Here is a 26746-nt window from a genome sequence, read left to right on the forward strand (position 1 = left end):
GGTGTTGTGAAAGGGCCGCAGTGCGGCCCCTGTCGCGACGCAAGGCCGCTTCTGCTGTTAGCCCTTCACAGCCCTTGATCAGCGCTCGCGCAATGCTTCCGAACGTGCCTTCATGATCGGCTTGAGCAGGTAGCTCATGATGGTCTTCTTGCCGGTCATGATATCCACCGTTGCCACCATGCCCGGGATGATCAGCAGAGGCTTCTCATCGGTGCCCAGGTGGCTGCGATCGGTGCGCAGCTTGATCAGGTAGTACGTGGTCTTTTTGTCTTCATCGGTGATGGTGTCGGCACCGATCTGCTCCAGCTTGGCCTTGAGCCCGCCATAGATGGTGTAGTCATAGGCTGTGAATTTGACTGTGGCTTCCTGGCCAGGGTGCAGGAATGCGATGTCCTTGGGCAGGATCTTCGCCTCGATCACCAGCGTGTCGTCCAGCGGTACCACTTCGATGATGTCGCTACCTGGCTGGATAACCCCACCAATGGTGTTCACCAGCATCTGCTTGACGATACCTCGCACTGGCGAGGTCACCAGCGTGCGGTTTACCCGGTCGTCCAGCGCTTTGCTGGTGGCGGTGGCCTTGTTCAGCTCGGTGCGCGCTTCGTTCAACTGGGTCAGCGCTTCACTGCGGAACTTGCCGCGGGTCTCTTCGATCTTGCTCTGCACCTCGCGGATGGCCGCCTCTGCGCGGGGAATGGCCAGTGCCGTGGAGTCCAGCTGACCGCGGTTTTCCACTTCGGCACGGCGCAGGCGCAGCACCTCGACCTGGGAAATCGCGCCGGTGGCCACCAGCGGTTCAGACATGCTGATTTCCTTGCGCAGCAACTCCAGGCTGTTGGCGTACTGGGCGCGCTTGGAGCTGTATTCGCGCAGTTCCTGCTGGCGCTGGACCAACTGCTGCTGCAAGCCGCCAATCTCGTCCTGCAGCTGCTGGCGCCGGCTCTGGTACAGCGACTCTTCGCTGGCAGCCTGGCTGGGTGCCGCCTTGCGCAAGGCTTCGTCGATTTTCAGTGGGCTGTCCTGCACCTCTGCACTCAGGCGCTCGACACGCAGGGCCATGGCCAGTCGGTCGGCCTCGGTTTCACCCACGTTGGAGGCGAAGCGGGTTTCATCCAGGCGCAATAGCGGCTGGCCCACTTCGACAATCTGCCCTTCCTTGGCGAAGATCTCGGCGACGATGCCACCCTCCAAGTTCTGGATTTTCTGCACCTTGGATGACGGAATGGCCTTGCCTTCACCCCGGGTGACCTCGTCAATGGGGGCCACGCTTGCCCACACGATCAGGAACACGAAAAACAGGATGACGCCCCAGATAGTCAGCCGCACCACCCGTGGGGCATCCTCGATCAGGGCCTTGTTGACCTCTGGCAGCGGCTGGCCGCCCAGTGATTCGGAGCCTTTGAAATAGCGCCGCAAGCCGTCCTTGAACTGCCCGATATCCAGCTTATGCAACACTGATCTGCCCCTTCTTCAGCGCGTCCATTACCGCGGCTTTCGGGCCGTCGGCGACAATCTGCCCGCGATCGATCACGATCAACCGGTCTACCAGCGACAGCAGCGAGGCACGGTGGGTGACGAGCAGTACTGTCTTGCCTTCCACCACCGCCTGCAAACGTTGCTTGAGGCGCTCCTCACCGGTGTTGTCCATGGCACTGGTGGGTTCGTCCAGCAGCAGGATCTGCGGGTTGAGCAGCAGCGCACGGCCCAGGGCAACGTTCTGCCGCTGACCGCCGGACAGGTTCTGCCCACGTTCGCCTACCTGCAGCTCATAGCCGTCCGGGTGCAGCCGGGCGAATTCATGTACGCCAGCCAGTTCAGCGGCCTGCAGGATCAGTTCGTCCTCGATGTAACGCGCACCGCTGACCAGGTTGTCACGCAGGGTGCCCGCCAGCAGTTGGATATCCTGCGGGACGTAGCCAACGTTATGGCGCAATTCGCTGACGTCGATCTGGCGGATGTCCACACCGTCCACCAGCAGCGACCCGCCGTCGGCCTCGTACAGGCCGACGATGAGCTTGGCCAGTGAGCTCTTGCCCGAACCACTGCGGCCGATGATGCCGACCTTCTCACCAGGGCGTATGGTCAGGTTGATGTTCTTCAGCGCCATGTTCTGCTGGTTCGGGTAGGTGAAGTCGACCCCACGAAACTCCACGCTGCCCTGCAGTACCTTGCGGCTCAGTGGGCGCTCTTCGAAATTGCGCTCCTGCGGCAGCTCCATCATGTGGTCCGTGGAGACCATGGTCACCTTGGCTTGCTGGTATCGCGCGAGCAGGCCGTTGAGCTGGCCCAATGGGCCCAGGGCACGGCCGCTGAGCATGTAGCACGCTACCAGGCCGCCCATGCTGAGGTTGCCGTCGATGATCAGGTACACGCCGACGCAGATCATTGCCACACCTGCCAATTGCTGGATCAGCAGGGTAATGTTCATCGCCAGGCTCGACAGCACCTTCACACGCAGTTCCAGACGGCTGAGGGTGCCAAGGGTCTGCTCCCACATGTACTGGCGTTCGCTTTCGGCATTGTTGACCTTGACCGCATCCAGGCCGGCCAATGTCTCGATCAGGCTGGACTGGCGCTCAGAGGCCAGCGCCATGGTTCGCTCCATGGTTGCCATCAACGGCCGCTGCAGGGCATAGCCGATACCCAGGGCCAGGGGGAAGGCGATGATCGGAATCCATACGAGGTGCCCGCCAATGATGGCGATCACGATCAGGATCAGGATCGTGAAGGGCAGGTCGATCAGGCTGGTCAGGGTCAGCGAGGCAAGGAAGTCGCGTAGGCCCTGGAACTCGTGAATGTTCTGGGCAAAGCTGCCGACCCTCGCCGGCCGGTATTTCATCGACATGCCGACAATACGTTCGAACAGCGTTGCCGAGATGATCAGGTCGGTTTTCTTGCCGGCCAGGTCCAGGCACAGGCCGCGCAGGCCTTTGAGAATCAAATCGAAGATATAGGCGCCGGCGATACCGATGGCCAATACCCAGAGCGTCGAAGTGGCTTGGTTGGGTACCACCCTGTCATACACGTTCATCACGAACAGCGGGGCGGCAAGGGCAATCAGGTTGATCACCAGGCTGGCGGCGATGGCATCGATGTACAGCCATTTGCTGCGCAACAGCGTGTCGCGGAACCACGACTTCGCCCGCGGGATCAGGTTGCCGTGGTTCACGTCGAACTTATGCTGCGGTTGGGCGAAGAACACCCGGCCGCTGTAGTCGCCGAGCAGGGCTTCGCGGCTGACGTGCACCTCGCCGCCGTCGCTTTCGCTAAGCAACAGGCGGGCGGTATCTTCGTTCTCCCAGCCCAGCAGAACGGCGCTGCGGCCCTCCTTGAGCAGCAGCATGGCCGGCATGGCTATAGTCGGGATCTGCTCAAGCTTGCGCTGCAGCAGGCGCCCTTGCAGGCCGGCGCGGGCGGCGGCGCGGGGCAGCAGCTCGGGGCTCAGGCGCTGGGCGGGCAGCGGCAGACCTGTGGTCAGCATGACCCGGCTGGCGGGTTTCTGGTGCAGGACACACAGGCTCAGCAGACTATCCAGCAACGGATCGTCATGCTGACTGCGTGGATCGTGGCTGAGTTGGACTCGACTGACTTCGGATTCCACGCGGCGCTCTCTTCATCCTTGTGGTGGGTGGGATAGGTGGGCTGCCGTTCAAGCTCGGCCGGCTCACCTTGGCATTCTATGGTGCTGCCAGGCAGTACCGATGGCGGTGTGATACCGCGGGGCTCGGGCAGATGGCCATGGTCGCCTTGAATCGTTACTGAGTAAACAGTTCTGCGTGCTTCATTTCGACCAGAGGGTGTCGTGCAGTGAATGTTTCATATTCTGATTCGGCCCGCCGTCGTTTTGACGCTTGATTTCAGCATAGCGTGCCCTGTTGTTCTGCTGTCCGGCTCTCGAAAAGCAGTGTAGACAGGGTCAGTAAACAGGCGCTGGTATATTGGCGTTTTGTTGTCGGCTATTAGTCAAAATTCATCTATAAAAAGCAGCCTGCTAAAGCGTTCGCGATCAATAATCGCAGCTGGGTTTCAATCCCTCCTGGCGCAGCACTTCGTTGCGACCGCTATCTCTCTGATTTGCAGCAAGTCACAGCTCTTGGCGGCGTTGCGCCTGCAGGTGGCGCGGGCTGGCGGGTAGATTTTGCCGGGATCGCGCTGTATTCCGGCAAGGTTTATGCTTGCAAAGCAATAGCATTGTCGAGTGATTGCGGGCGATCAGAATAATGGCGCCAGGTTGCTGCCCATTCTATAGAGCCGGCCCTCGTGATGGCGGAAATTGTTAACCGTACTGCGCGCAATACGCCTATTCACTGATGTACGACATTTGTCCTTCGGACCCGCTTGGCTAAGGTAAAAATATCAATGTGACATTACATTGCCGATTGTTTAGGATGGCCTGTATAAGGTCAATAGTTTGGCAGTTAAGTAATTCCAAACAGTTATAGACGGAATATTGACGTCAAAAACGTCAAAGATCATCGACATAGTTCCGCCTGAAGTGGCCTGCAAGCGCCGCTCTGGCACGGAAGTACCCACCGGGTCACACGGAGAGTCCAATGAGCAGCGTTGTAGCCATCGTCAAAAGTATTGTCGGCCAGGTTATCGCGGTATCCCCAGAGGGCATCCGGCGTGTACTCATTGAAGGTGACCGTCTGTTGGCCGGTGAGCAAGTGCTCACTGGCCCTGGTGGCGCAGTTACTCTGGAACTGGCTGATGGCCGCCTGCTCGACCTTGGCCGTGACAGCCAGTGGAGCGCCGATACACCCGACAGCAGCACCGACCTCGATCAGGCCACTGCCCAGGCAGCGCCTTCGGTAGAAGAGCTGCAGCAGGCGATTGCTGCGGGTGTCGACCCGACTACCGAGCTTGAAGCTACCGCTGCTGGTCCGTCGGCAGCGGGTGGTGGTGGCGCTGTGGGCGGCGGCCATAGCTTCGTAATGCTGGAAGAGACTGCGGGCCGGGTTGATCCGACCGTCGGTTTCCCCACCGAGGGTTTAAGCTCTGCAGCCGCGCTCAACAGCGTGCAGGTCGGTCAGCTGGGCACCAACAACAATCTGGTGACCCCACCGACCACCGACGCCAACGTTGCTACCGACCTTGTCCTCGGCGCCACCCCTTCCATCAGTGAAGCGGGTGGCGTCATCGTCTATACCGCCACCGTGGGTCAGGCACCAACTACCAACCTGGTGATTACCTTGTCCAATGGTGCCGTGATCACCATTCCGGCCGGGCAGACAAGCGGCAGTGTCAATGTCCAGGTACCGCCAAACGATACGCCTTACATTGATGGCGGGCAGATCTCGACGACCGTCACCGGGAGTACTGGCGGTGGCGGCCTGACCGTCACATTGCCGCAAACGCCGGCGGTCACCGAGGTGACTGATACCATCGACACCACTACCGCAACGCTCACGGCTTCGCCGAGCGTGACCGAAGGCGGCGTGATCACCTATACCGTGACGTTGAGCAACCCTGCTCAGACCCCGGTAACCGTGACCCTGTCCAACGGCCAGACTGTGACCGTTGAAGCTGGCAAGACCCAGGGCAGTGTCGACTTCCAGACGCCGGCCAACGACGTCTACAACAATGGGTCGACCGTCAGCGTCACCATCGAAAACGCCACCGGCGGTAACTTCGAGCAACTGACCCCGAACCCGACTCCGGCTCAGACCACGATCAGTGATTCGGTCGACACCACCACCGCAACGCTGACCGCGAGCCCGTCGGTGACCGAAGGCGGCGTGATCACCTACACCGTCACCCTGAGCAATCCTGCCCAGACGCCGGTTACTGTGACCCTGTCCAACGGCCAGACTGTGACCGTTGAAGCTGGCAAGACCCAAGGCAGTGTCGACTTCCAGACGCCGGCTAACGACGTTTACAACAATGGCTCGACTGTCAGCGTCACCATCGAAAACGCCACCGGCGGTAACTTCGAGCAACTGACCCCGAACCCGACTCCGGCTCAGACCACGATCAGTGATTCGGTCGACACCACCACCGCGACCCTCACTGCATCGCCGAGCGTGACCGAAGGTGGCGTGATCACCTACACCGTCACCCTGAGCAACCCTGCTCAGACGCCGGTAACCGTGACCCTGTCCAACGGCCAGACCGTGACCGTTGAAGCGGGCAAGACTCAGGGCAGTGTCGATTTCCAGACGCCGGCCAACGACGTCTACAACAACGGCTCGACCGTCAGCGTCACCATCGAGAACGCCACTGGCGGTAACTTCGAGCAACTGACCCCGAACCCGACTCCGGCTCAGACCACGATCAATGATTCGGTCGACACCACCACCGCGACCCTCACTGCATCGCCGAGCGTGACCGAAGGCGGCGTGATCACCTATACCGTGACCCTGAGCAACCCTGCTCAGACCCCGGTAACCGTGACCCTGTCCAACGGCCAGACCGTGACCGTTGAAGCGGGCAAGACTCAGGGCAGTGTCGATTTCCAGACGCCGGCTAACGACGTTTACAACAATGGCTCCACCGTTAGCGTCACCATCGAAAACGCCACAGGCGGTAACTTCGAACAACTGACGCCGAACCCGACCCCGGCTCAAACCACGATCAATGACTCGGTCGACACCACCACTGCAACGTTGACCGCGAGCCCGTCGGTGACCGAAGGCGGTGTGATCACCTACACCGTGACCCTGAGCAATCCTGCCCAGACGCCGGTTACTGTGACCCTGTCCAACGGCCAGACTGTGACCGTTGAAGCTGGCAAGACCCAAGGCAGTGTCGACTTCCAGACGCCGGCTAACGACGTTTACAACAATGGCTCGACTGTCAGCGTCACCATCGAAAACGCCACCGGCGGTAACTTCGAGCAACTGACGCCGAACCCGACCCCAGCTCAAACCACGATCAATGATTCGGTCGACACCACCACCGCGACCCTCACTGCATCGCCGAGCGTGACCGAAGGTGGCGTGATCACTTATACCGTGACCCTGAGCAACCCTGCTCAGACGCCGGTTACTGTGACCCTGTCCAACGGCCAGACTGTGACCGTTGAAGCTGGCAAAACCCAGGGTAGTGTCGATTTCCAGACGCCGGCCAACGACGTCTACAACAATGGGTCGACCGTCAGCGTCACCATCGAAAATGCTACCGGTGGCAACTTCGAGCAACTGACCCCGAACCCGACTCCGGCTCAGACCACGATCAGTGATTCGGTCGACACCACCACCGCAACGCTGACCGCGAGCCCGTCGGTGACCGAAGGCGGCGTGATCACCTACACCGTCACCCTGAGCAATCCTGCCCAGACGCCGGTTACTGTGACCCTGTCCAACGGCCAGACTGTGACCGTTGAAGCTGGCAAGACCCAAGGCAGTGTCGACTTCCAGACGCCGGCTAACGACGTTTACAACAATGGCTCGACTGTCAGCGTCACCATCGAAAACGCCACCGGCGGTAACTTCGAGCAACTGACGCCGAACCCGACCCCAGCTCAAACCACGATCAATGATTCGGTCGACACCACCACCGCGACCCTCACTGCATCGCCGAGCGTGACCGAAGGTGGCGTGATCACCTATACCGTGACGTTGAGCAACCCTGCCCAGACGCCGGTTACTGTGACCCTGTCCAACGGCCAGACTGTGACCGTTGAAGCGGGTAAGACCCAGGGCAGCGTCGACTTCCAGACTCCGGCCAACGACGTCTACAACAACGGATCGACTGTCAGCGTCACCATCGAGAACGCCACTGGCGGTAACTTCGAACAACTGACCACGAGCCCGACTCCGGCTCAGACTACGATCAATGATTCGGTCGACACCACCACCGCAACGCTGACCGCGAGCCCTTCGGTGACCGAAGGCGGCGTGATCACCTATACCGTGACTCTGAGCAACCCTGCTCAGACCCCGGTAACCGTGACCCTGTCCAACGGCCAGACTGTGACCGTTGAAGCTGGCAAGACCCAGGGCAGTGTCGACTTCCAGACGCCGGCCAACGACGTCTACAACAACGGATCGACTGTCAGCGTCACCATCGAGAACGCCACTGGCGGTAACTTCGAACAACTGACTCCGAACCCGACTCCGGCTCAGACCACGATCAATGATTCGGTGGACACCACCACCGCAACGCTGACCGCGAGCCCTTCGGTGACCGAAGGCGGCGTGATCACCTATACCGTGACTCTGAGCAACCCTGCTCAGACCCCGGTAACCGTGACCCTGTCCAACGGCCAGACTGTGACCGTTGAAGCGGGTAAGACTCAGGGCAGTGTCGATTTCCAGACCCCGGCCAACGACGTCTACAACAATGGCTCGACTGTCAGCGTCACCATCGAGAACGCCACCGGCGGTAACTTCGAGCAACTGACGCCGAACCCGACTCCGGCTCAAACCACGATCAATGATTCGGTGGACACCACCACCGCAACGCTGACCGCGAGCCCGTCGGTGACCGAGGGCGGCGTGATCACCTATACCGTGACGTTGAGCAACCCTGCTCAGACCCCGGTAACCGTGACCCTGTCCAACGGCCAGACTGTGACTGTTGAAGCGGGCAAGACCCAAGGCAGTGTCGACTTCCAGACCCCGGCCAACGACGTTTACAACAACGGCTCGACCGTCAATGTCACCATCGAAAAAGCAACCGGTGGCAATTTCGAGCAACTGACACCGGACCCAACACCTGCATCGACTGTCATCCAGGACAGCATCGACCCTGTAACTGTGAGCATCGTCAGCAATGGCAATGTGACTGAAGATCAGCAGCCTGTCTTTACTGTAAAAGTCAGTCAGGCGCTGGATCGGCCACTGACCGTTACCCTGTCCAATGGCGACAAGGTCACCATTGAAGCCGGTAAAACAGAGGTGGAGTACAAGGCGGCAGCCCAAGGTGATGATGTCTTCAAAGATCCCGGCTCTCTCACTCTTGGCGTTACTGACGCAAGCGTCCCAGGTGCCACCTTTGAGAAGCTGGAGTTCGGTAGCCCCGCGACTGTTGAAATCTCAGACACCATCAGTGAAGTTGTAGCCACGCTGACCGCGAGCCCTTCGGTAACCGAAGGCGGCGAGATTACGTACACCATCACGCTGACCAACAAAGATGGTCTGCCGATCAACAACCCTTCGGACCTGTACTTCAAGCTGACCGACGGCACCAATATCGTCGTGGCGGCCAACAGCACCACCGGTTCGGCCACTGTTATCGCGCCGGACAACGTCTACGTCGGCACTAACGCGCCAGTGGTCAACGCCATTGATTCGGTCAGCGGCCAGGATGCGTGGAAGTTCGAGCAGCTGACCCTGGACAAGGCTGAGGTCAGCACCCAGGTCACCGACGAGCCTGGCACTCCGGGCAACGAAGGTGACATCGTCAAGGTCACCATCACAGCTGACCAGACCTCGGTGGCCGAGAACGTCAAACCGACGTTCACCGTGCATATCAATCAGCCTTTGGCTCACGACCTGGTCGTGACCCTGAGCAATGATGCCAAGGTCACCATCAAGGCTGGCGAAACCACCGCGGCTTACGAGCACGCAGCACAGGGCGATGACGTCTACCAAGACGCCGGCGAAATCACCTTGGGCATCAAGTCGGCGGCCGATGCTACGGGTGCAGCGTTCGAGAACCTGCAACTGGGCGGCGACGCCTCGGTAAAAGTCACCGACACCATCGATGAAGTGGTCGCCAAACTGACCGCTACCCCATCGGTGACCGAAGGCGGCGAGATTACCTACACCATCACGCTGACCAACAAAGATGGTCTGCCGATCAACAACCACGCGGAGCTGTACTTCAAGCTGACCGACGGCACCAACATTGTCGTGGCGGCCAACAGCACGACCGGTTCGGCCACGGTTATCGCGCCGGACAACGTCTACGTCGGCACTAACGCGCCAGTGGTCAACGCCATTGATTCGGTCAGCGGCCAGGATGCGTGGAAGTTCGAGCAGCTGACCCTGGACAAGGCTGAGGTCAGCACCCAGGTCACCGACGAGCCTGGCACCCCGGGCAACGAAGGTGACATCGTCAAGGTCACCATTACAGCTGACCAGGTTTCGGTCGCCGAGAACGTCAAACCGACCTTTACCGTGCACATAAACACGGTCCTGGCGCATGACCTGACTGTGACCCTGAGCAATGACGCGGTCGTGACAATCAAGGCCGGTCAAACTTCGAGCGAGCCGTACACTCACGACGCACAGGGCGATGACGTTTACCAAGACGCCGGCGAAATCACCTTGGGCATCAAGTCGGCGGCCGATGCTACCGGTGCAGCGTTCGAGAACCTGCAACTGGGTGGCGACGCTTCGGTAAAAGTCACCGACACCATCGATGAAGTGGTCGCCAAACTGACCGCTACCCCATCGGTGACCGAAGGCGGCGAGATTACCTACACCGTCACGCTGACCAACAAAGATGGTCTGCCGATCAACAACCACGCGGAGCTGTTCTTCAAGCTGACCGACGGCACCAACATTGTCGTGGCGGCCAACAGCACCACCGGTTCGGCCACGGTTATCGCGCCGGACAACGTCTACGTCGGCACCAACGCGCCAGTGGTCAACGCCATTGATTCGGTCAGCGGCCAGGAAGCGTGGAAGTTCGAGCAGTTGACCCTGGACAAGACCGAGGTCAGCACCCAGGTCACCGACGAGTCTGGCACCCCGGGCAACGAAGGCGACATCGTCAAGGTCACCATCACAGCCGACCAGACCTCGGTCGCCGAAAACGTCAAACCGACGTTCACCGTGCATATCAATCAGCCTTTGGCGCACGACCTGGTCGTGACCCTGAGCAACGATGCCAAGGTCACCATCAAGGCTGGCGAAACCACCGCGGCTTACGAGCACGCAGCACAGGGCGATGACGTCTACCAAGACGCCGGCGAAATCACCTTGGGCATCAAGTCGGCGGCCGATGCTACGGGTGCAGCGTTCGAGAACCTGCAACTGGGCGGCGACGCCTCGGTAAAAGTCACCGACACCATCGATGAAGTGGTCGCCAAACTGACCGCTACCCCATCGGTGACCGAAGGCGGCGAGATTACCTACACCATCACGCTGACCAACAAAGATGGTCTGCCGATCAACAACCACGCGGAGCTGTACTTCAAGCTGACCGACGGCACCAACATTGTCGTGGCGGCCAACAGCACGACCGGTTCGGCCACGGTTATCGCGCCGGACAACGTCTACGTCGGCACTAACGCGCCAGTGGTCAACGCCATTGATTCGGTCAGCGGCCAGGATGCGTGGAAGTTCGAGCAGCTGACCCTGGACAAGGCTGAGGTCAGCACCCAGGTCACCGACGAGCCTGGCACCCCGGGCAACGAAGGTGACATCGTCAAGGTCACCATTACAGCTGACCAGGTTTCGGTCGCCGAGAACGTCAAACCGACCTTTACCGTGCACATAAACACGGTCCTGGCGCATGACCTGACTGTGACCCTGAGCAATGACGCGGTCGTGACAATCAAGGCCGGTCAAACTTCGAGCGAGCCGTACACTCACGACGCACAGGGCGATGACGTTTACCAAGACGCCGGCGAAATCACCTTGGGCATCAAGTCGGCGGCCGATGCTACCGGTGCAGCGTTCGAGAACCTGCAACTGGGTGGCGACGCTTCGGTAAAAGTCACCGACACCATCGATGAAGTGGTCGCCAAACTGACCGCTACCCCATCGGTGGCCGAAGGCGGCGAGATTACCTACACCATCACGCTGACCAACAAAGATGGTCTGCCGATCAACAACCACGCGGAGCTGTTCTTCAAGCTGACCGACGGCACCAACATTGTCGTGGCGGCCAACAGCACCACCGGTTCGGCCACTGTTATCGCACCGGACAACGTCTACGTCGGCACCAACGCACCAGTGGTCAACGCCATTGATTCGGTCAGCGGCCAGGATGCGTGGAAGTTCGAGCAACTGACCCTGGACAAGGCCGAGGTTCAAACTCAGGTTACTGACGAGCCGTCTGGCCAAGGCAACTTGGTCAAGGTCAGCATCGCTGCCGATCAGCTGTCTGTGAATGAGGCTACTGCGCCGACCTTCACCGTTACCCTGAACCAGGCGCTCGACAAGCCATTCACCGTGACTTTGAGCACCGGTGCCACCCTGACCTTCGCGGCCGGTGAAACCACCAAGTCCTATGCCGCTCCGGCGCAGGGCGATGACGTGTTCAAGGACGAGGGCAAGATCACCGTCAGCATCACCAAGGCGGAAGTGGTCGGCGAGCAGCTGGAAAATCTGCAGATCGGCCAGCCTGCTACTGTGGCGGTCACCGATACGCAGAGCCCGGTTACTGCCCAGCTCACTGTGGATAACACCACTGTGGCCGAAGGCGGCAAGATCACCTACACCGTGACTCTGGTCAGCGCAGATCCGAGCCTGCCAGTAACCAACCACAAGGGTCTGACCTTCACGCTGACAGACGGGACCACTGTGACCGTTAAAGCAGGCGAGGCCACCGGTTCGGTTACCGTCACCGCTCCAGACAACGTCTACGTCAACGATCCGGTGACCATTACCCAAGGCCTGACCAAGGTTGAAGGCGCTGGCGCTGATCAGTTCGAACAACTGAATCTGGGCAAAGATACCGTCAGCACAGTAGTCACCGATGAGCCAGGCACTCCGGGTAACCCGGGCGGCAACAACGAAGGTGACTTGGTCAAAGTCAGCATCGTGGCCGATCAAGTTTCGGTCAACGAAGCAACCGAACCAACCTTCACCGTCACCCTGAATAAGGCTTTGGATAAGCCGTTCACCGTAACCCTGAGCACCGGTGCGACCCTGACCTTCGCGGCCGGCGAGACCACCAAGTCCTACGCCGCTCCGGCGCAGGGCGATGACGTGTTCAAAGACGAGGGCAAGATCACCGTCAGCATCACCAAGGCGGAAGTGGTCGGCGAGCAGCTGGAAAACCTGCAGATCGGTCAGCCTGCGTCCGTAGCTGTGACCGATACGCAGAGCCCGGTTACTGCAGAACTGTCGGTAGACAACACTACCGTCGCTGAAGGCGGCAAGATCACCTACACCGTGACTCTGGTAAGCGCTGATCCAAGCTTGCCAGTAACCAACCACAAAGGTCTGACCTTCACGCTGACAGACGGGACCACTGTGACCGTTAAAGCAGGCGAGGCCACCGGTTCGGTTACCGTCACCGCGCCAGACAACGTCTACGTCAACGATCCAGTCACTATCACCCAAGGTCTGACCAAGGTCGAAGGCGCTGGCGCCGATCAGTTCGAACAACTGAACCTGGGCAAAGATACTGTCAGCACCTCCGTGACTGACGAGCCGGGTACTCCGGGTAACCCAGGCGGCAACAACGAAGGTGACTTGGTCAAGGTCACCATCGCTGCCGATCAGCTGTCCGTGAATGAAGCCACTGAGCCGACCTTCACCGTCACCCTGAACAAGGCTTTGGATAAGCCGTTCACCGTGACCCTGAGCACCGGTGCCACCCTGACCTTTGCGGCCGGCGAGACCACCAAGTCCTACGCCGCACCGGCGCAGGGCGATGACGTGTTCAAGGACGAAGGCAAGATCACCGTCAGCATCACCAAGGCGGAAGTGGTTGGCGAGCAGTTGGAAAACCTGCAAATCGGCGAGCCTGCTACCGTTGCGGTCACCGATACTCAGAGCCCGGTTACTGCCCAGCTCACTGTGGATAACACCACAGTGGCCGAAGGCGGCCAGATCACTTACACCGTGACCTTGGTCAGTGCTGATCCAAGCCTGCCAGTGACCAACCACAAGGGTCTGACCTTCACCCTGACTGACGGCACCACTGTGACTGTCAAGGCAGGCGAGGCTACCGGCTCGGTTACCGTCACTGCGCCAGACAACGTCTACGTCAACGATCCGGTGACCATTACCCAAGGCCTGACCAAAGTCGAAGGCGCCGGCGCCGATCAGTTCGAACAACTGAACCTGGGCAAAGATACTGTCAGCACAGTAGTTACCGATGAGCCGGGTACTCCGGGTAACCCAGGTGGCAATAACGAAGGCGACTTGGTCAAGGTCACCATCGCTGCGGATCAGCTGTCCGTGAATGAGGCGACTGAGCCAACCTTCACCGTTACCTTGAACAAGGCGCTCGACAAGCCGTTCACCGTGACCCTGAGCACCGGTGCCACCCTGACCTTCGCGGCAGGCGAGACCACGAAGTCCTACGCCGCTCCGGCGCAGGGCGATGACGTGTTCAAGGATGAAGGCAAGATCACTGTCAGCATCACCAAGGCCGAAGTGGTCGGTGAGCAACTGGAAAATCTGCAGATCGGCCAGCCTGCGTCCGTAGCTGTGACCGATACGCAGAGCCCAGTGACTGCTCAGCTCACTGTGGATAACACCACTGTGGCCGAAGGCGGCAAGATCACCTACACCGTGACCCTGGTCAGCGCTGATCCAAGCCTGCCAGTGACCAACCACAAGGGTCTGACCTTCACCCTGACCGATGGCACCATCGTCACGGTCAAAGCCGGTGAATCGGTCGGCACCACCACTGTCACTGCGCCAGACAACGTCTATGTCAACGATCCGGTGACCATTACCCAAGGCCTGACCAAGGTCGAAGGTGCTGGCGCTGATCAGTTCGAGCAACTGAATCTGGGCAAAGATACTGTCAGCACAGTAGTCACCGATGAGCCTGGCACTCCGGGTAACCCAGGCGGCAACAACGAAGGCGACTTGGTCAAGGTCACCATCGCTGCCGATCAAGTGTCTGTGAATGAAGCCACTGAGCCGACCTTCACCGTCACCCTGAACAAGGCTTTGGATAAGCCGTTCACCGTGACCCTGAGCACCGGTGCCACCCTGACCTTTGCGGCCGGCGAGACCACCAAGTCCTACGCCGCACCGGCGCAGGGCGATGACGTGTTCAAGGACGAAGGCAAGATCACCGTCAGCATCACCAAGGCGGAAGTGGTTGGCGAGCAGTTGGAAAACCTGCAAATCGGCGAGCCTGCTACCGTTGCGGTCACCGATACTCAGAGCCCGGTTACTGCCCAGCTCACTGTGGATAACACCACAGTGGCCGAAGGCGGCCAGATCACTTACACCGTGACCTTGGTCAGTGCTGATCCAAGCCTGCCAGTGACCAACCACAAGGGTCTGACCTTCACCCTGACTGACGGCACCACTGTGACTGTCAAGGCAGGCGAGGCTACCGGCTCGGTTACCGTCACTGCGCCAGACAACGTCTACGTCAACGATCCGGTGACCATTACCCAAGGCCTGACCAAAGTCGAAGGCGCCGGCGCCGATCAGTTCGAACAACTGAACCTGGGCAAAGATACTGTCAGCACAGTAGTTACCGATGAGCCGGGTACTCCGGGTAACCCAGGTGGCAATAACGAAGGCGACTTGGTCAAGGTCACCATCGCTGCGGATCAGCTGTCCGTGAATGAGGCGACTGAGCCAACCTTCACCGTTACCTTGAACAAGGCGCTCGACAAGCCGTTCACCGTGACCCTGAGCACCGGTGCCACCCTGACCTTCGCGGCAGGCGAGACCACGAAGTCCTACGCCGCTCCGGCGCAGGGCGATGACGTGTTCAAGGATGAAGGCAAGATCACTGTCAGCATCACCAAGGCCGAAGTGGTCGGTGAGCAACTGGAAAATCTGCAGATCGGCCAGCCTGCGTCCGTAGCTGTGACCGATACGCAGAGCCCAGTGACTGCTCAGCTCACTGTGGATAACACCACTGTGGCCGAAGGCGGCAAGATCACCTACACCGTGACCCTGGTCAGCGCTGATCCAAGCCTGCCAGTGACCAACCACAAGGGTCTGACCTTCACCCTGACCGATGGCACCATCGTCACGGTCAAAGCCGGTGAATCGGTCGGCACCACCACTGTCACTGCGCCAGACAACGTCTATGTCAACGATCCGGTGACCATTACCCAAGGCCTGACCAAGGTCGAAGGTGCTGGCGCTGATCAGTTCGAGCAACTGAATCTGGGCAAAGATACTGTCAGCACAGTAGTCACCGATGAGCCTGGCACTCCGGGTAACCCAGGCGGCAACAACGAAGGCGACTTGGTCAAGGTCACCATCGCTGCCGATCAAGTGTCTGTGAATGAGGCTACTGAGCCGACCTTCACCGTTACTTTGAACAAGGCGCTCGACAAGCCGTTCACCGTAACCCTGAGCACCGGTGCCACCCTGACCTTCGCAGCGGGCGAGACCACCAAGTCCTACGCCGCTCCGGCGCAGGGCGATGACGTGTTCAAGGATGAAGGCAAGATCACTGTCAGCATCACCAAGGCCGAAGTGGTCGGTGAGCAACTGGAAAATCTGCAGATCGGTCAGCCTGCAACTGTGGCGGTCACCGATACGCAGAGCCCGGTGACTGCTGAACTGTCGGTAGACAACACTACCGTCGCTGAAGGCGGCAAGATCACCTACACCGTGACTCTGGTCAGCGCTGATCCAAGCTTGCCAGTAACCAACCACAAAGGTCTGACCTTCACGCTGACTGACGGGACTACTGTGACCGTCAAGGCAGGCGAAGCCACCGGTTCGGTTACTGTCACTGCGCCAGATAACGTTTATGTAAACGATCCAGTGACCATCACCCAAGGCCTGACCAAGGTCGAAGGTGCTGGCGCCGATCAGTTCGAGCAACTGAATCTGGGCAAAGATACCGTCAGCACCTCCGTGACTGACGAGCCGGGTACTCCGGGTAACCCAGGCGGCAACAACGAAGGTGACTTGGTCAAAGTCACCATCGTGGCCGACCAGGTCTCGGTCAACGAAGCCACAGAACCTACCTTCACCGTCACCCTGAACAAGGCGCTCGACAAGCCGTTCACCGTAACCCTGAGCACCGGTGCCACCCTGACCTTCGCAGCGGGCGAGACCACCAAGTCCTACGCCGCTCCGGCGCAGGGCGAGGATGTGTTCAAGGACGAAGGCAAGATCACTGTCAGCATCACCAAGGCAGAAGTGGTCGGCGAGCAGCTGGAAAACCTGCAGATCGGTCAGCCTGCAACTGTGGCGGTCACCGATACGCAGAGCCCGGTGACTGCTGAACTGTCGGTAGACAACACTACCGTCGCTGAAGGCGGCAAGATCACCTACACCGTGACTCTGGTCAGCGCTGATCCAAGCTTGCCAGTAACCAACCACAAAGGTCTGACCTTCACGCTGACTGACGGGACTACTGTGACCGTCAAGGCAGGCGAAGCCACCGGTTCGGTTACTGTCACTGCGCCAGATAACGTTTATGTAAACGATCCAGTGACCATCACCCAAGGCCTGACCAAGGTCGAAGGTGCTGGCGCCGATCAGTTCGAGCAACTGAATCTGGGCAAAGATACCGTCAGCACCTCCGTGACTGACGAGCCTGGCACTCCAGGCAATCCAGGTGGCAATAACGAAGGTGACTTGGTCAAAGTCACCATCGTGGCCGACCAGGTCTCGGTCAACGAAGCCACAGAGCCTACCTTCACCGTCACCCTGAACAAGGCGCTCGACAAGCCGTTCACCGTGACCCTGAGCACTGGTGCCACCCTGACCTTCGCAGCGGGCGAGACCACCAAGTCCTACGCCGCTCCGGCGCAGGGCGAGGATGTGTTCAAGGACGAAGGCAAGATCACTGTCAGCATCACCAAGGCAGAAGTGGTCGGCGAGCAGCTGGAAAACCTGCAGATCGGTCAGCCTGCAACTGTGGCGGTCACCGATACTCAGAGCCCGGTTACTGCCCAGCTCACTGTGGATAACACCACTGTGACCGAAGGCGGCCAGATCACTTATACCGTGACCTTGGTCAGCGCTGATCCAAGCCTGCCAGTGACTAACCACAAAGGCCTGACCTTCACACTGACCGATGGCACCACCGTCACGGTCAAAGCTGGTGAATCGGTCGGCACCACCACTGTTACTGCGCCAGACAACGTCTACGTCAACGATCCGGTGACCATTACCCAAGGCCTGACCAAGGTCGAAGGTGCTGGCGCCGATCAGTTCGAGCAACTGAATCTGGGCAAAGATACCGTCAGCACCTCCGTGACTGACGAGCCGGGTACTCCGGGTAACCCAGGCGGCAACAACGAAGGTGACTTGGTCAAAGTCACCATCGTGGCCGACCAGGTCTCGGTCAACGAAGCCACAGAACCTACCTTCACCGTCACCCTGAACAAGGCGCTCGATAAGCCATTCACCGTGACCCTGAGCACTGGTGCCACCCTGACCTTCGCGGCAGGTGAAACCACCAAGTCCTACGCCGCTCCGGCGCAGGGCGAGGATGTGTTCAAGGACGAAGGCAAGATCACTGTCAGCATCACCAAGGCAGAAGTGGTCGGCGAGCAGCTGGAAAATCTGCAGATCGGCGAGCCTGCTACCGTTGCGGTCACCGATACGCAGAGCCCAGTGACTGCTCAGCTCACTGTGGATAACACCACAGTGGCCGAAGGCGGCAAGATCACCTACACCGTGACTCTGGTCAGCGCTGATCCGAGCCTGCCAGTGACCAACCATAAGGGCCTGACCTTCACCCTGACTGACGGCACCACGGTGACCGTCAAGGCAGGCGAGGCCACCGGTTCGGTTACCGTCACTGCGCCAGACAACGTCTACGTCAACGATCCGGTCACCATCACTCAGGGCCTGACCAAGGTTGAAGGCGCTGGCGCCGATCAGTTCGAACAACTGAATCTGGGCAAAGATACCGTCAGCACGGTAGTCACCGATGAGCCGGGCACCCCTGGCAACCCAGGCGGCAACAACGAAGGCGACTTGGTCAAAGTCACCATCGTGGCCGACCAGGTCTCGGTCAACGAAGCCACAGAACCTACCTTCACCGTCACCCTGAACAAGGCGCTCGACAAGCCGTTCACCGTGACCCTGAGCACCGGTGCCACCCTGACCTTCGCGGCAGGCGAGACCACGAAGTCCTACGCCGCTCCGGCGCAGGGCGATGACGTGTTCAAGGATGAAGGCAAGATCACCGTCAGCATCACCAAGGCCGAAGTGGTCGGTGAGCAACTGGAAAATCTGCAGATCGGCGAGCCTGCTACCGTTGCGGTCACCGATACGCAGAGCCCAGTGACTGCTCAGCTCACTGTGGATAACACCACAGTGGCCGAAGGCGGCAAGATCACCTACACCGTGACCCTGGTCAGCGCTGATCCAAGCCTGCCAGTGACCAACCACAAAGGTCTGACCTTCACGCTGACTGACGGGACTACTGTGACCGTCAAGGCAGGCGAAGCCACCGGTTCGGTTACTGTCACTGCGCCAGATAACGTTTATGTAAACGATCCAGTGACCATCACCCAAGGCCTGACCAAGGTCGAAGGTGCTGGCGCCGATCAGTTCGAGCAACTGAATCTGGGCAAAGATACCGTCAGCACCTCCGTGACTGACGAGCCTGGCACTCCAGGAAATCCAGGTGGCAATAACGAAGGTGACTTGGTCAAAGTCACCATCGTGGCCGACCAGGTCTCGGTCAACGAAGCCACAGAACCTACCTTCACCGTCACCCTGAACAAGGCGCTCGACAAGCCGTTCACCGTGACCCTGAGCACCGGTGCCACCCTGACCTTCGCGGCAGGCGAGACCACGAAGTCCTACGCCGCTCCGGCGCAGGGCGATGACGTGTTCAAGGATGAAGGCAAGATCACTGTCAGCATCACCAAGGCCGAAGTGGTCGGTGAGCAACTGGAAAATCTGCAGATCGGCGAGCCTGCTACCGTTGCGGTCACCGATACGCAGAGCCCAGTGACTGCTCAGCTCACTGTGGATAACACCACAGTGGCCGAAGGCGGCAAGATCACCTACACCGTGACCCTGGTCAGCGCTGATCCAAGCCTGCCAGTGACCAACCACAAAGGTCTGACCTTCACGCTGACTGACGGGACTACTGTGACCGTCAAGGCAGGCGAAGCCACCGGTTCGGTTACTGTCACTGCGCCAGATAACGTTTATGTAAACGATCCAGTGACCATCACCCAAGGCCTGACCAAGGTCGAAGGTGCTGGCGCCGATCAGTTCGAGCAACTGAATCTGGGCAAAGATACCGTCAGCACCTCCGTGACTGACGAGCCTGGCACTCCAGGAAATCCAGGTGGCAATAACGAAGGTGACTTGGTCAAAGTCAGCATCGTGGCCGATCAAGTTTCGGTCAACGAAGCCACTGAACCTACCTTCACCGTCACCCTGAATAAGGCGCTCGATAAGCCATTCACCGTGACCCTGAGCACTGGTGCCACCCTGACCTTCGCGGCAGGTGAAACCACCAAGTCCTACGCCGCTCCGGCGCAGGGCGAGGATGTGTTCAAGGACGAAGGCAAGATCACTGTCAGCATCACCAAGGCAGAAGTGGTCGGCGAGCAGCTGGAAAATCTGCAGATCGGCGAGCCTGCTACCGTTGCGGTCACCGATACGCAGAGCCCAGTGACTGCTCAGCTCACTGTGGATAACACCACAGTGGCCGAAGGCGGCAAGATCACCTACACCGTGACTCTGGTCAGCGCTGATCCGAGCCTGCCAGTGACCAACCATAAGGGCCTGACCTTCACCCTGACTGACGGCACCACGGTGACCGTCAAGGCAGGCGAGGCCACCGGTTCGGTTACCGTCACTGCGCCAGACAACGTCTACGTCAACGATCCGGTCACCATCACTCAGGGCCTGACCAAGGTTGAAGGCGCTGGCGCCGATCAGTTCGAACAACTGAATCTGGGCAAAGATACCGTCAGCACGGTAGTCACCGATGAGCCGGGCACCCCTGGCAACCCAGGCGGCAACAACGAAGGCGACTTGGTCAAGGTCACCATCGCTGCCGATCAGCTGTCTGTGAATGAGGCTACTGAGCCTACCTTCACCGTCACTTTGAACAAGGCGCTCGACAAGCCGTTCACCGTGACCCTGAGCACTGGTGCCACCCTGACCTTCGCAGCGGGCGAGACCACCAAGTCCTACGCCGCTCCGGCGCAGGGCGATGACGTGTTCAAGGACGAGGGCAAGATCACTGTCAGCATCACCAAGGCCGAAGTGGTCGGTGAGCAACTGGAAAATCTGCAGATCGGCGAGCCTGCTACCGTTGCGGTCACCGATACGCAGAGCCCAGTTACTGCTGAACTGTCGGTAGACAACACTACCGTCGCTGAAGGCGGCAAGATCACCTACACCGTGACCCTGGTCAGCGCTGATCCAAGCCTGCCAGTAACCAACCACAAAGGTCTGACCTTCACGCTGACTGACGGGACTACTGTGACCGTCAAGGCAGGCGAAGCCACCGGTTCGGTTACTGTCACTGCGCCAGATAACGTTTATGTAAACGATCCAGTGACCATCACCCAAGGCCTGACCAAGGTCGAAGGCGCTGGCGCTGATCAGTTCGAGCAACTGAATCTGGGCAAAGATACTGTCAGCACGGTAGTCACCGATGAGCCTGGCACTCCAGGCAATCCAGGTGGCAATAACGAAGGCGATCTGGTCAAGGTCACCATCGCTGCGGATCAGCTGTCCGTGAATGAGGCTACTGAGCCAACCTTCACCGTTACCTTGAACAAGGCGCTCGACAAGCCATTCACCGTAACCCTGAGCACTGGTGCGACCCTGACCTTCGCGGCAGGTGAAACCACCAAGTCCTACGCCGCTCCGGCGCAGGGCGAGGATGTGTTCAAGGACGAAGGCAAGATCACTGTCAGCATCACCAAGGCCGAAGTGGTCGGTGAGCAACTGGAAAACCTGCAGATCGGCCAGCCTGCGTCCGTAGCTGTGACCGATACGCAGAGTCCGGTGACTGCCCAGCTCACTGTGGATAACACCACAGTGGCCGAAGGCGGCAAGATCACTTATACCGTGACGTTGGTCAGCGCTGATCCAAGCCTACCAGTGACCAACCACAAAGGCCTGACCTTCACCCTGACTGACGGCACCACCGTGACCGTCAAGGCAGGCGAGGCCACCGGTTCGGTTACCGTCACTGCGCCAGACAACGTCTACGTCAACGATCCAGTCACCATCACCCAAGGCCTGACCAAGGTCGAAGGCGCCGGCGCTGATCAGTTCGAACAACTGAACCTGGGCAGCACCAAAGTCAGCACAGTGGTGACCGACGAACCGTCTGGCCAAGGCGACCTGGTCAAGGTCAGCATCGTTGCCAACCAGTCTTCGGTCAACGAAGCCACTGCACCGACCTTCACCGTCAGCCTGAACAAGCCGCTGGACAAGGACCTGACCGTCACCCTGAGCAACAACGACACCGTGCTCTTCAAGGCGGGCGAGACCAGCAAGGTCTACACCGCACCGGCGCAAGGTGACGACGTGTTCAAGGACCCGGGCACCGTCACGGTGGGTATCAACAAGGCCGAAGTGCCGAACGCCACCTTCGAGAAGCTGGAGTTCAGCAACCCGGCCTCGGTCAGCGTGACCGATACCGAAAGCAAGGTCACTGCAGTGCTGTCGGTGGACAAGTCCACCGTGGCCGAAGGTGGCGCGATCACGTACACCGTGACCTTGGTGGGTGATAACAGCAACCTGCCGGTTACCGGCCATGGCGGTGTGACCGTTACCCTGAGCGGTGGCACCCAGGTCACCATCAATGCGGGTTCGGCCACCGGCAGCGTGACCATCAATGCGCCGGACGACGTGTACGTAGGCGGCCAGCCGACGATCACCAAGTCGATCACCGACATCACCGTGAGCGGCGACAAGGTGTTCGAGAAACTGGTGCCGAGCACTACCAGCGTAAGCACATCGGTAACCGACGAACCGTCTGGCCAAGGCGACCTGGTCAAGGTCAGCATCGTTGCCAACCAGTCTTCGGTCAACGAAGCCACTGCACCGACCTTCACCGTCAGCCTGAACAAGCCGCTGGACAAGGACCTGACCGTCACCCTGAGCAACAACGACACCGTGCTCTTCAAGGCGGGCGAGACCAGCAAGGTCTACACCGCACCGGCGCAAGGTGACGACGTGTTCAAGGACCCGGGCACCGTCACGGTGGGTATCAGCAAGGCCGAAGTGCCGAACGCCACCTTCGAGAAGCTGGAGTTCAGCAACCCGGCCTCGGTCAGCGTGACCGATACCGAAAGCAAGGTCACTGCAGTGCTGTCGGTGGACAAGTCCACCGTGGCCGAAGGTGGCGCGATTACGTACACCGTGACCTTGGTGGGCGATAACAGCAACCTGCCGGTTACCGGCCATGGCGGTGTGACCGTTACCCTGAGCGGTGGCACCCAGGTCACCATCAATGCGGGTTCGGCCACCGGCAGCGTGACCATCAATGCGCCGGACGACGTGTACGTAGGCGGCCAGCCGACGATCACCAAGTCGATCACCGACATCACCGTGAGCGGCGACAAGGTGTTCGAGAAACTGGTGCCGAGCACTACCAGCGTCAGCACATCGGTAACCGACGAACCGTCTGGCCAAGGCGACGTCGCCAAAGTCAGCATCAATGGCACGACGTCTCTGAACGAAGGCGAGACGGGTACGTACACCCTGAATCTCACCCACGAGGCCAAGGACGAAGTCACCGTCACGCTCAGCTACAGCGGCACCGCCAAGAACGGCGAGGACTTCATCGGTGTGACCACTGTGAAGATTCCGGCCAACAGCAGCGGTACCACGTTCACCATCGGCACCATCGACGACAAGCTGGTCGAGGGTACCGAAAACTTTGTGGTGACGATCGTAGGCGTGTCGGGTGGCAAGTTCGAGAACCTGCAGGTGGATACCAGCAAATCGAGCGTTACCACGACCATCGTGGACAACGACCACCTGCCAGTTTCGAGCGGCGGTGCAGTGTTTGGTGTGGAAGACACCGACTATGTGTTTGCCTGGAGCGACTTCAATGTCTCCGACCCGGATGGCAACACTGGTCTGTCGGTAACCATCAGCTCGATCCCGGGTTCCGGCACGTTGCAGTTCTTCAACGGCACGGCCTGGACCAATGTGGGCGTTGGCCAGGTTGTCAGCCAGGCCAGCATCGAGGCCGGCAACCTGAAGTTCGTTCCGCTGCGCAACGAGTCGGGTACCGATAATTATGGCGGCACCGGCGTGGGCAACCAGCAAGCCGACTACGCGCAATTCAAGTTCAAGCCGAATGACGGCACCAACGTAGGCACTGACTCGACCATGAAGGTCGACATTCGCCCGGTTGCCGACAAGCCGACGCTGAGTTTCGGCAGCGCCGACATCGATTCCAAAGGCCTCACCAAGGAAGTCTGGAACAGCCTCAAAGGTCTGGGGACGGGTGGTAACGGCATTACCGGCGATGACCTGAAGACGGTCTTTGCCAACTCGGGCAGTGCCAGCTCCAGCAGCACCACTACCAACGTTCAATCCGACGGGAGCGTTGCAGCTGGCACCGGCTCGAAAACATCCGGCCTTATCTACCTCGAAGCCGGCAAGACCTATACCTTCAGCGGCACTGCCGACGACAGCTTCGTGGTGACCATCGGCGGCAAGACTGTGGTCACTGCCACTTGGGGGGCTGGCGGGCAGGTATCGGGGACCTTTACCCCGAACACCAGCGGCTACTACCCGATTGAGGTCTATCACGCCAACCAGTCTGGGCCAGGCAGCTATGACCTGAACATCAAGGTCGGCACCGGTGCTGTCACCGACCTGAGCAGTTCGAACATCAAGATGTACCAGAACGTGACCGAGATGGCCAAGGCTGGCCTGGGCGTGTCCGATCTGCACACTGTGAACGGGCAAAGCTACTACGACGGCTACAAGCTTAACGAGGGGCCGGAAGGCGGCTCGGTCAAACTGGTGGCTATCTCCACCGCCCTGACCGACACTGACGGTTCGGAAACCCTGAGCGTAAGCCTCAGTGGTATCCCCAAAGGGACCGTACTTAGCGACGGTGCAGGCCATACCGTCACGGTAGGCAGCACGCCGGTGGATGTAACGGGCTGGAAACTCAGCAGCCTTACGCTCACGCCCCCGACGTACTACAAAGGTTCGTTCGACGTCACGGTCATCTCGACTGCCACTGAAAGCGTGGGTGGTTCGGCTATTACCACCGGCAATATCCCGGTAACCGTGTATCCCGCGACCTACAAGGCCAGCGTAGGCACATCGGGCAACGACGCCATGACTGGCAGCGAAGGTAACGACATCATTGTTGCAGATGTTTCCGGGCTGAACGTTGTAGCGGGCAAGAACTACAACATCGCGTTTATCGTGGACAGTTCCGGCAGTATGACTGACGACTCGATTGCTGCCGCCAAGTCGCAGCTGGCTTCGGTGTTCTCCACGCTCAAAGCAAGCTTGGGTTCCGACACGTCGGGTACGGTAAACATTTTCCTGGTGGACTTCGATTCGCAGGTCAACATGAACGTTGCAGTGAACCTTGCCGACCCGAATGCCCTCAGCCAATTGCAGGCTGTTTTGAAGTCGATGCAAGGTGGGACAGAGGGTGGCGGTACTAACTACGAAGACGCCTTCAAGACTACTGCAAACTTCTTCAAGAGCACGATGGCTACCGGAAACACCGGTGCGGACAACCTGACGTACTTCATCACGGACGGCAAACCGACGTTCTACCAACGCAATGAAGTTACCGACAAACGGCTGTGGACGGGTGGCAAGACCCTCGACGATGTTGTCAATGTCAACAACTACAAAGTGGGTGGCACCTTCAGCGAATGGGCTGATGCGACGCACAAAGTTGATATCAGCAGTACTGGCGTGGTCAAAGTCTCGACCTATGGCTATAACATATGGGGTAACTTCGTTCTTTACTCTAGCGACACGCTGGGTACGATTCATGCTCAAGGCGATGGTACCTACGAGTTTTCCAGCCAGGGCGGCACTGGTAAGGGCACGACCTCGAACTGGAATGATTCAGCCTCGAATACGACCGACAGCTTCGTGCTGTTGGGAGGCAGTTCTACAGTTCCCGGTTTGAGCAAGGTCTACGCTATTGGCTTGAACGACGACATCAGCCTCAATGATCTGAAGCCTTACGACAGCGCAGGCAAGCCGCAGACCAACATCGACCCGTCCGACCTGGCGAAGGCGATTCTCGGTCATACCGAAGCCACGGTGCCAGGTGCCGATACCATCGACGGTGGCAACGGCAATGACATCATCTTCGGCGACCTGATCACCCTCAACGGTGTCGTCAGCGAGGGCTACCAGGCACTGCAAACCTACGTTGCACAGAAGAGCGGCGTTGATGTCAGCTCCATCACCACCAGCAATGTCCACCAGTACATCACTGAGCATTACAACGAGTTTGACATCTCCGGCGCCAAAGACGGCAACGACATCCTGTCGGGCGGCAATGGCAACGACATTCTCTTTGGCCAAGGTGGTAGCGACACGCTCGATGGTGGCAAAGGCAACGATATCCTGCTGGGCGGTACCGGCAACGACACCCTCATCGGTGGCCAGGGCGACGATATCCTGATCGGCGGCAGCGGCGCAGATACCTTCGTGTGGAAGGCGGGTGATTTCGGTAACGACGTCATCAAAGACTTCAAGATGGGGGACAAGGACAAGATCGACTTGAGCGATCTGCTGCAAGGCGAGAAGGGCAGTACCATCGGCAATTACCTGAAACTCACCACGGTTGAAGGTACGACCACCTTGCAGGTCAGCAGCGAAGGCAAGCTCAACGCCGCAGGGGGTATCGCCAATGCCGATGTGACCATCAAGCTCGAAGGGGTGAACTGGTCCAACACCACGATCAACTCGTTGATCAGCGGTGCTGACCCGACCATCATCATCCACAACAAGGACAGCTGATGTGTTGAAGGGGCCGCGCCTGACCGTCGTGGCCCCTGCTTGATCCCACAATG

General features: G+C 59.3%; 3 protein-coding genes. 1 reads left to right on the forward strand and 2 read right to left on the reverse strand.

Going from position 1 to position 26746, the window contains the following annotated elements; translation table 11 throughout:
• Positions 1–78: 78 nt before the first annotated feature.
• Together GEV39_RS00665 and GEV39_RS00670 are read right to left on the reverse strand one after the other, a co-directional pair.
• A complete protein-coding gene (locus tag GEV39_RS00665; protein WP_173887145.1) occupies positions 79–1455 on the reverse strand; it encodes an HlyD family type I secretion periplasmic adaptor subunit in 1377 nt (458 codons plus the stop codon).
• Entirely contained in the window at positions 1445–3601 is a 2157-nt protein-coding gene (locus tag GEV39_RS00670; protein WP_029886243.1) for a type I secretion system permease/ATPase, read from the reverse strand. Before GEV39_RS00670 ends, GEV39_RS00665 begins: the two co-directional genes overlap by 11 nt.
• Before the next feature lie 952 nt (positions 3602–4553).
• Between GEV39_RS00670 and GEV39_RS00675 the strand changes: the two genes are divergently transcribed.
• A complete protein-coding gene (locus GEV39_RS00675; RefSeq protein ID WP_173887147.1) occupies positions 4554–26693 on the forward strand; it encodes a retention module-containing protein in 22140 nt (7379 codons plus the stop codon).
• Positions 26694–26746 lie beyond the last annotated feature (53 nt).

Origin of the sequence: Pseudomonas sp. NY5710, from assembly GCF_013305665.1 — a bacterium.
GTDB lineage: Bacteria > Pseudomonadota > Gammaproteobacteria > Pseudomonadales > Pseudomonadaceae > Aquipseudomonas > Aquipseudomonas juntendi.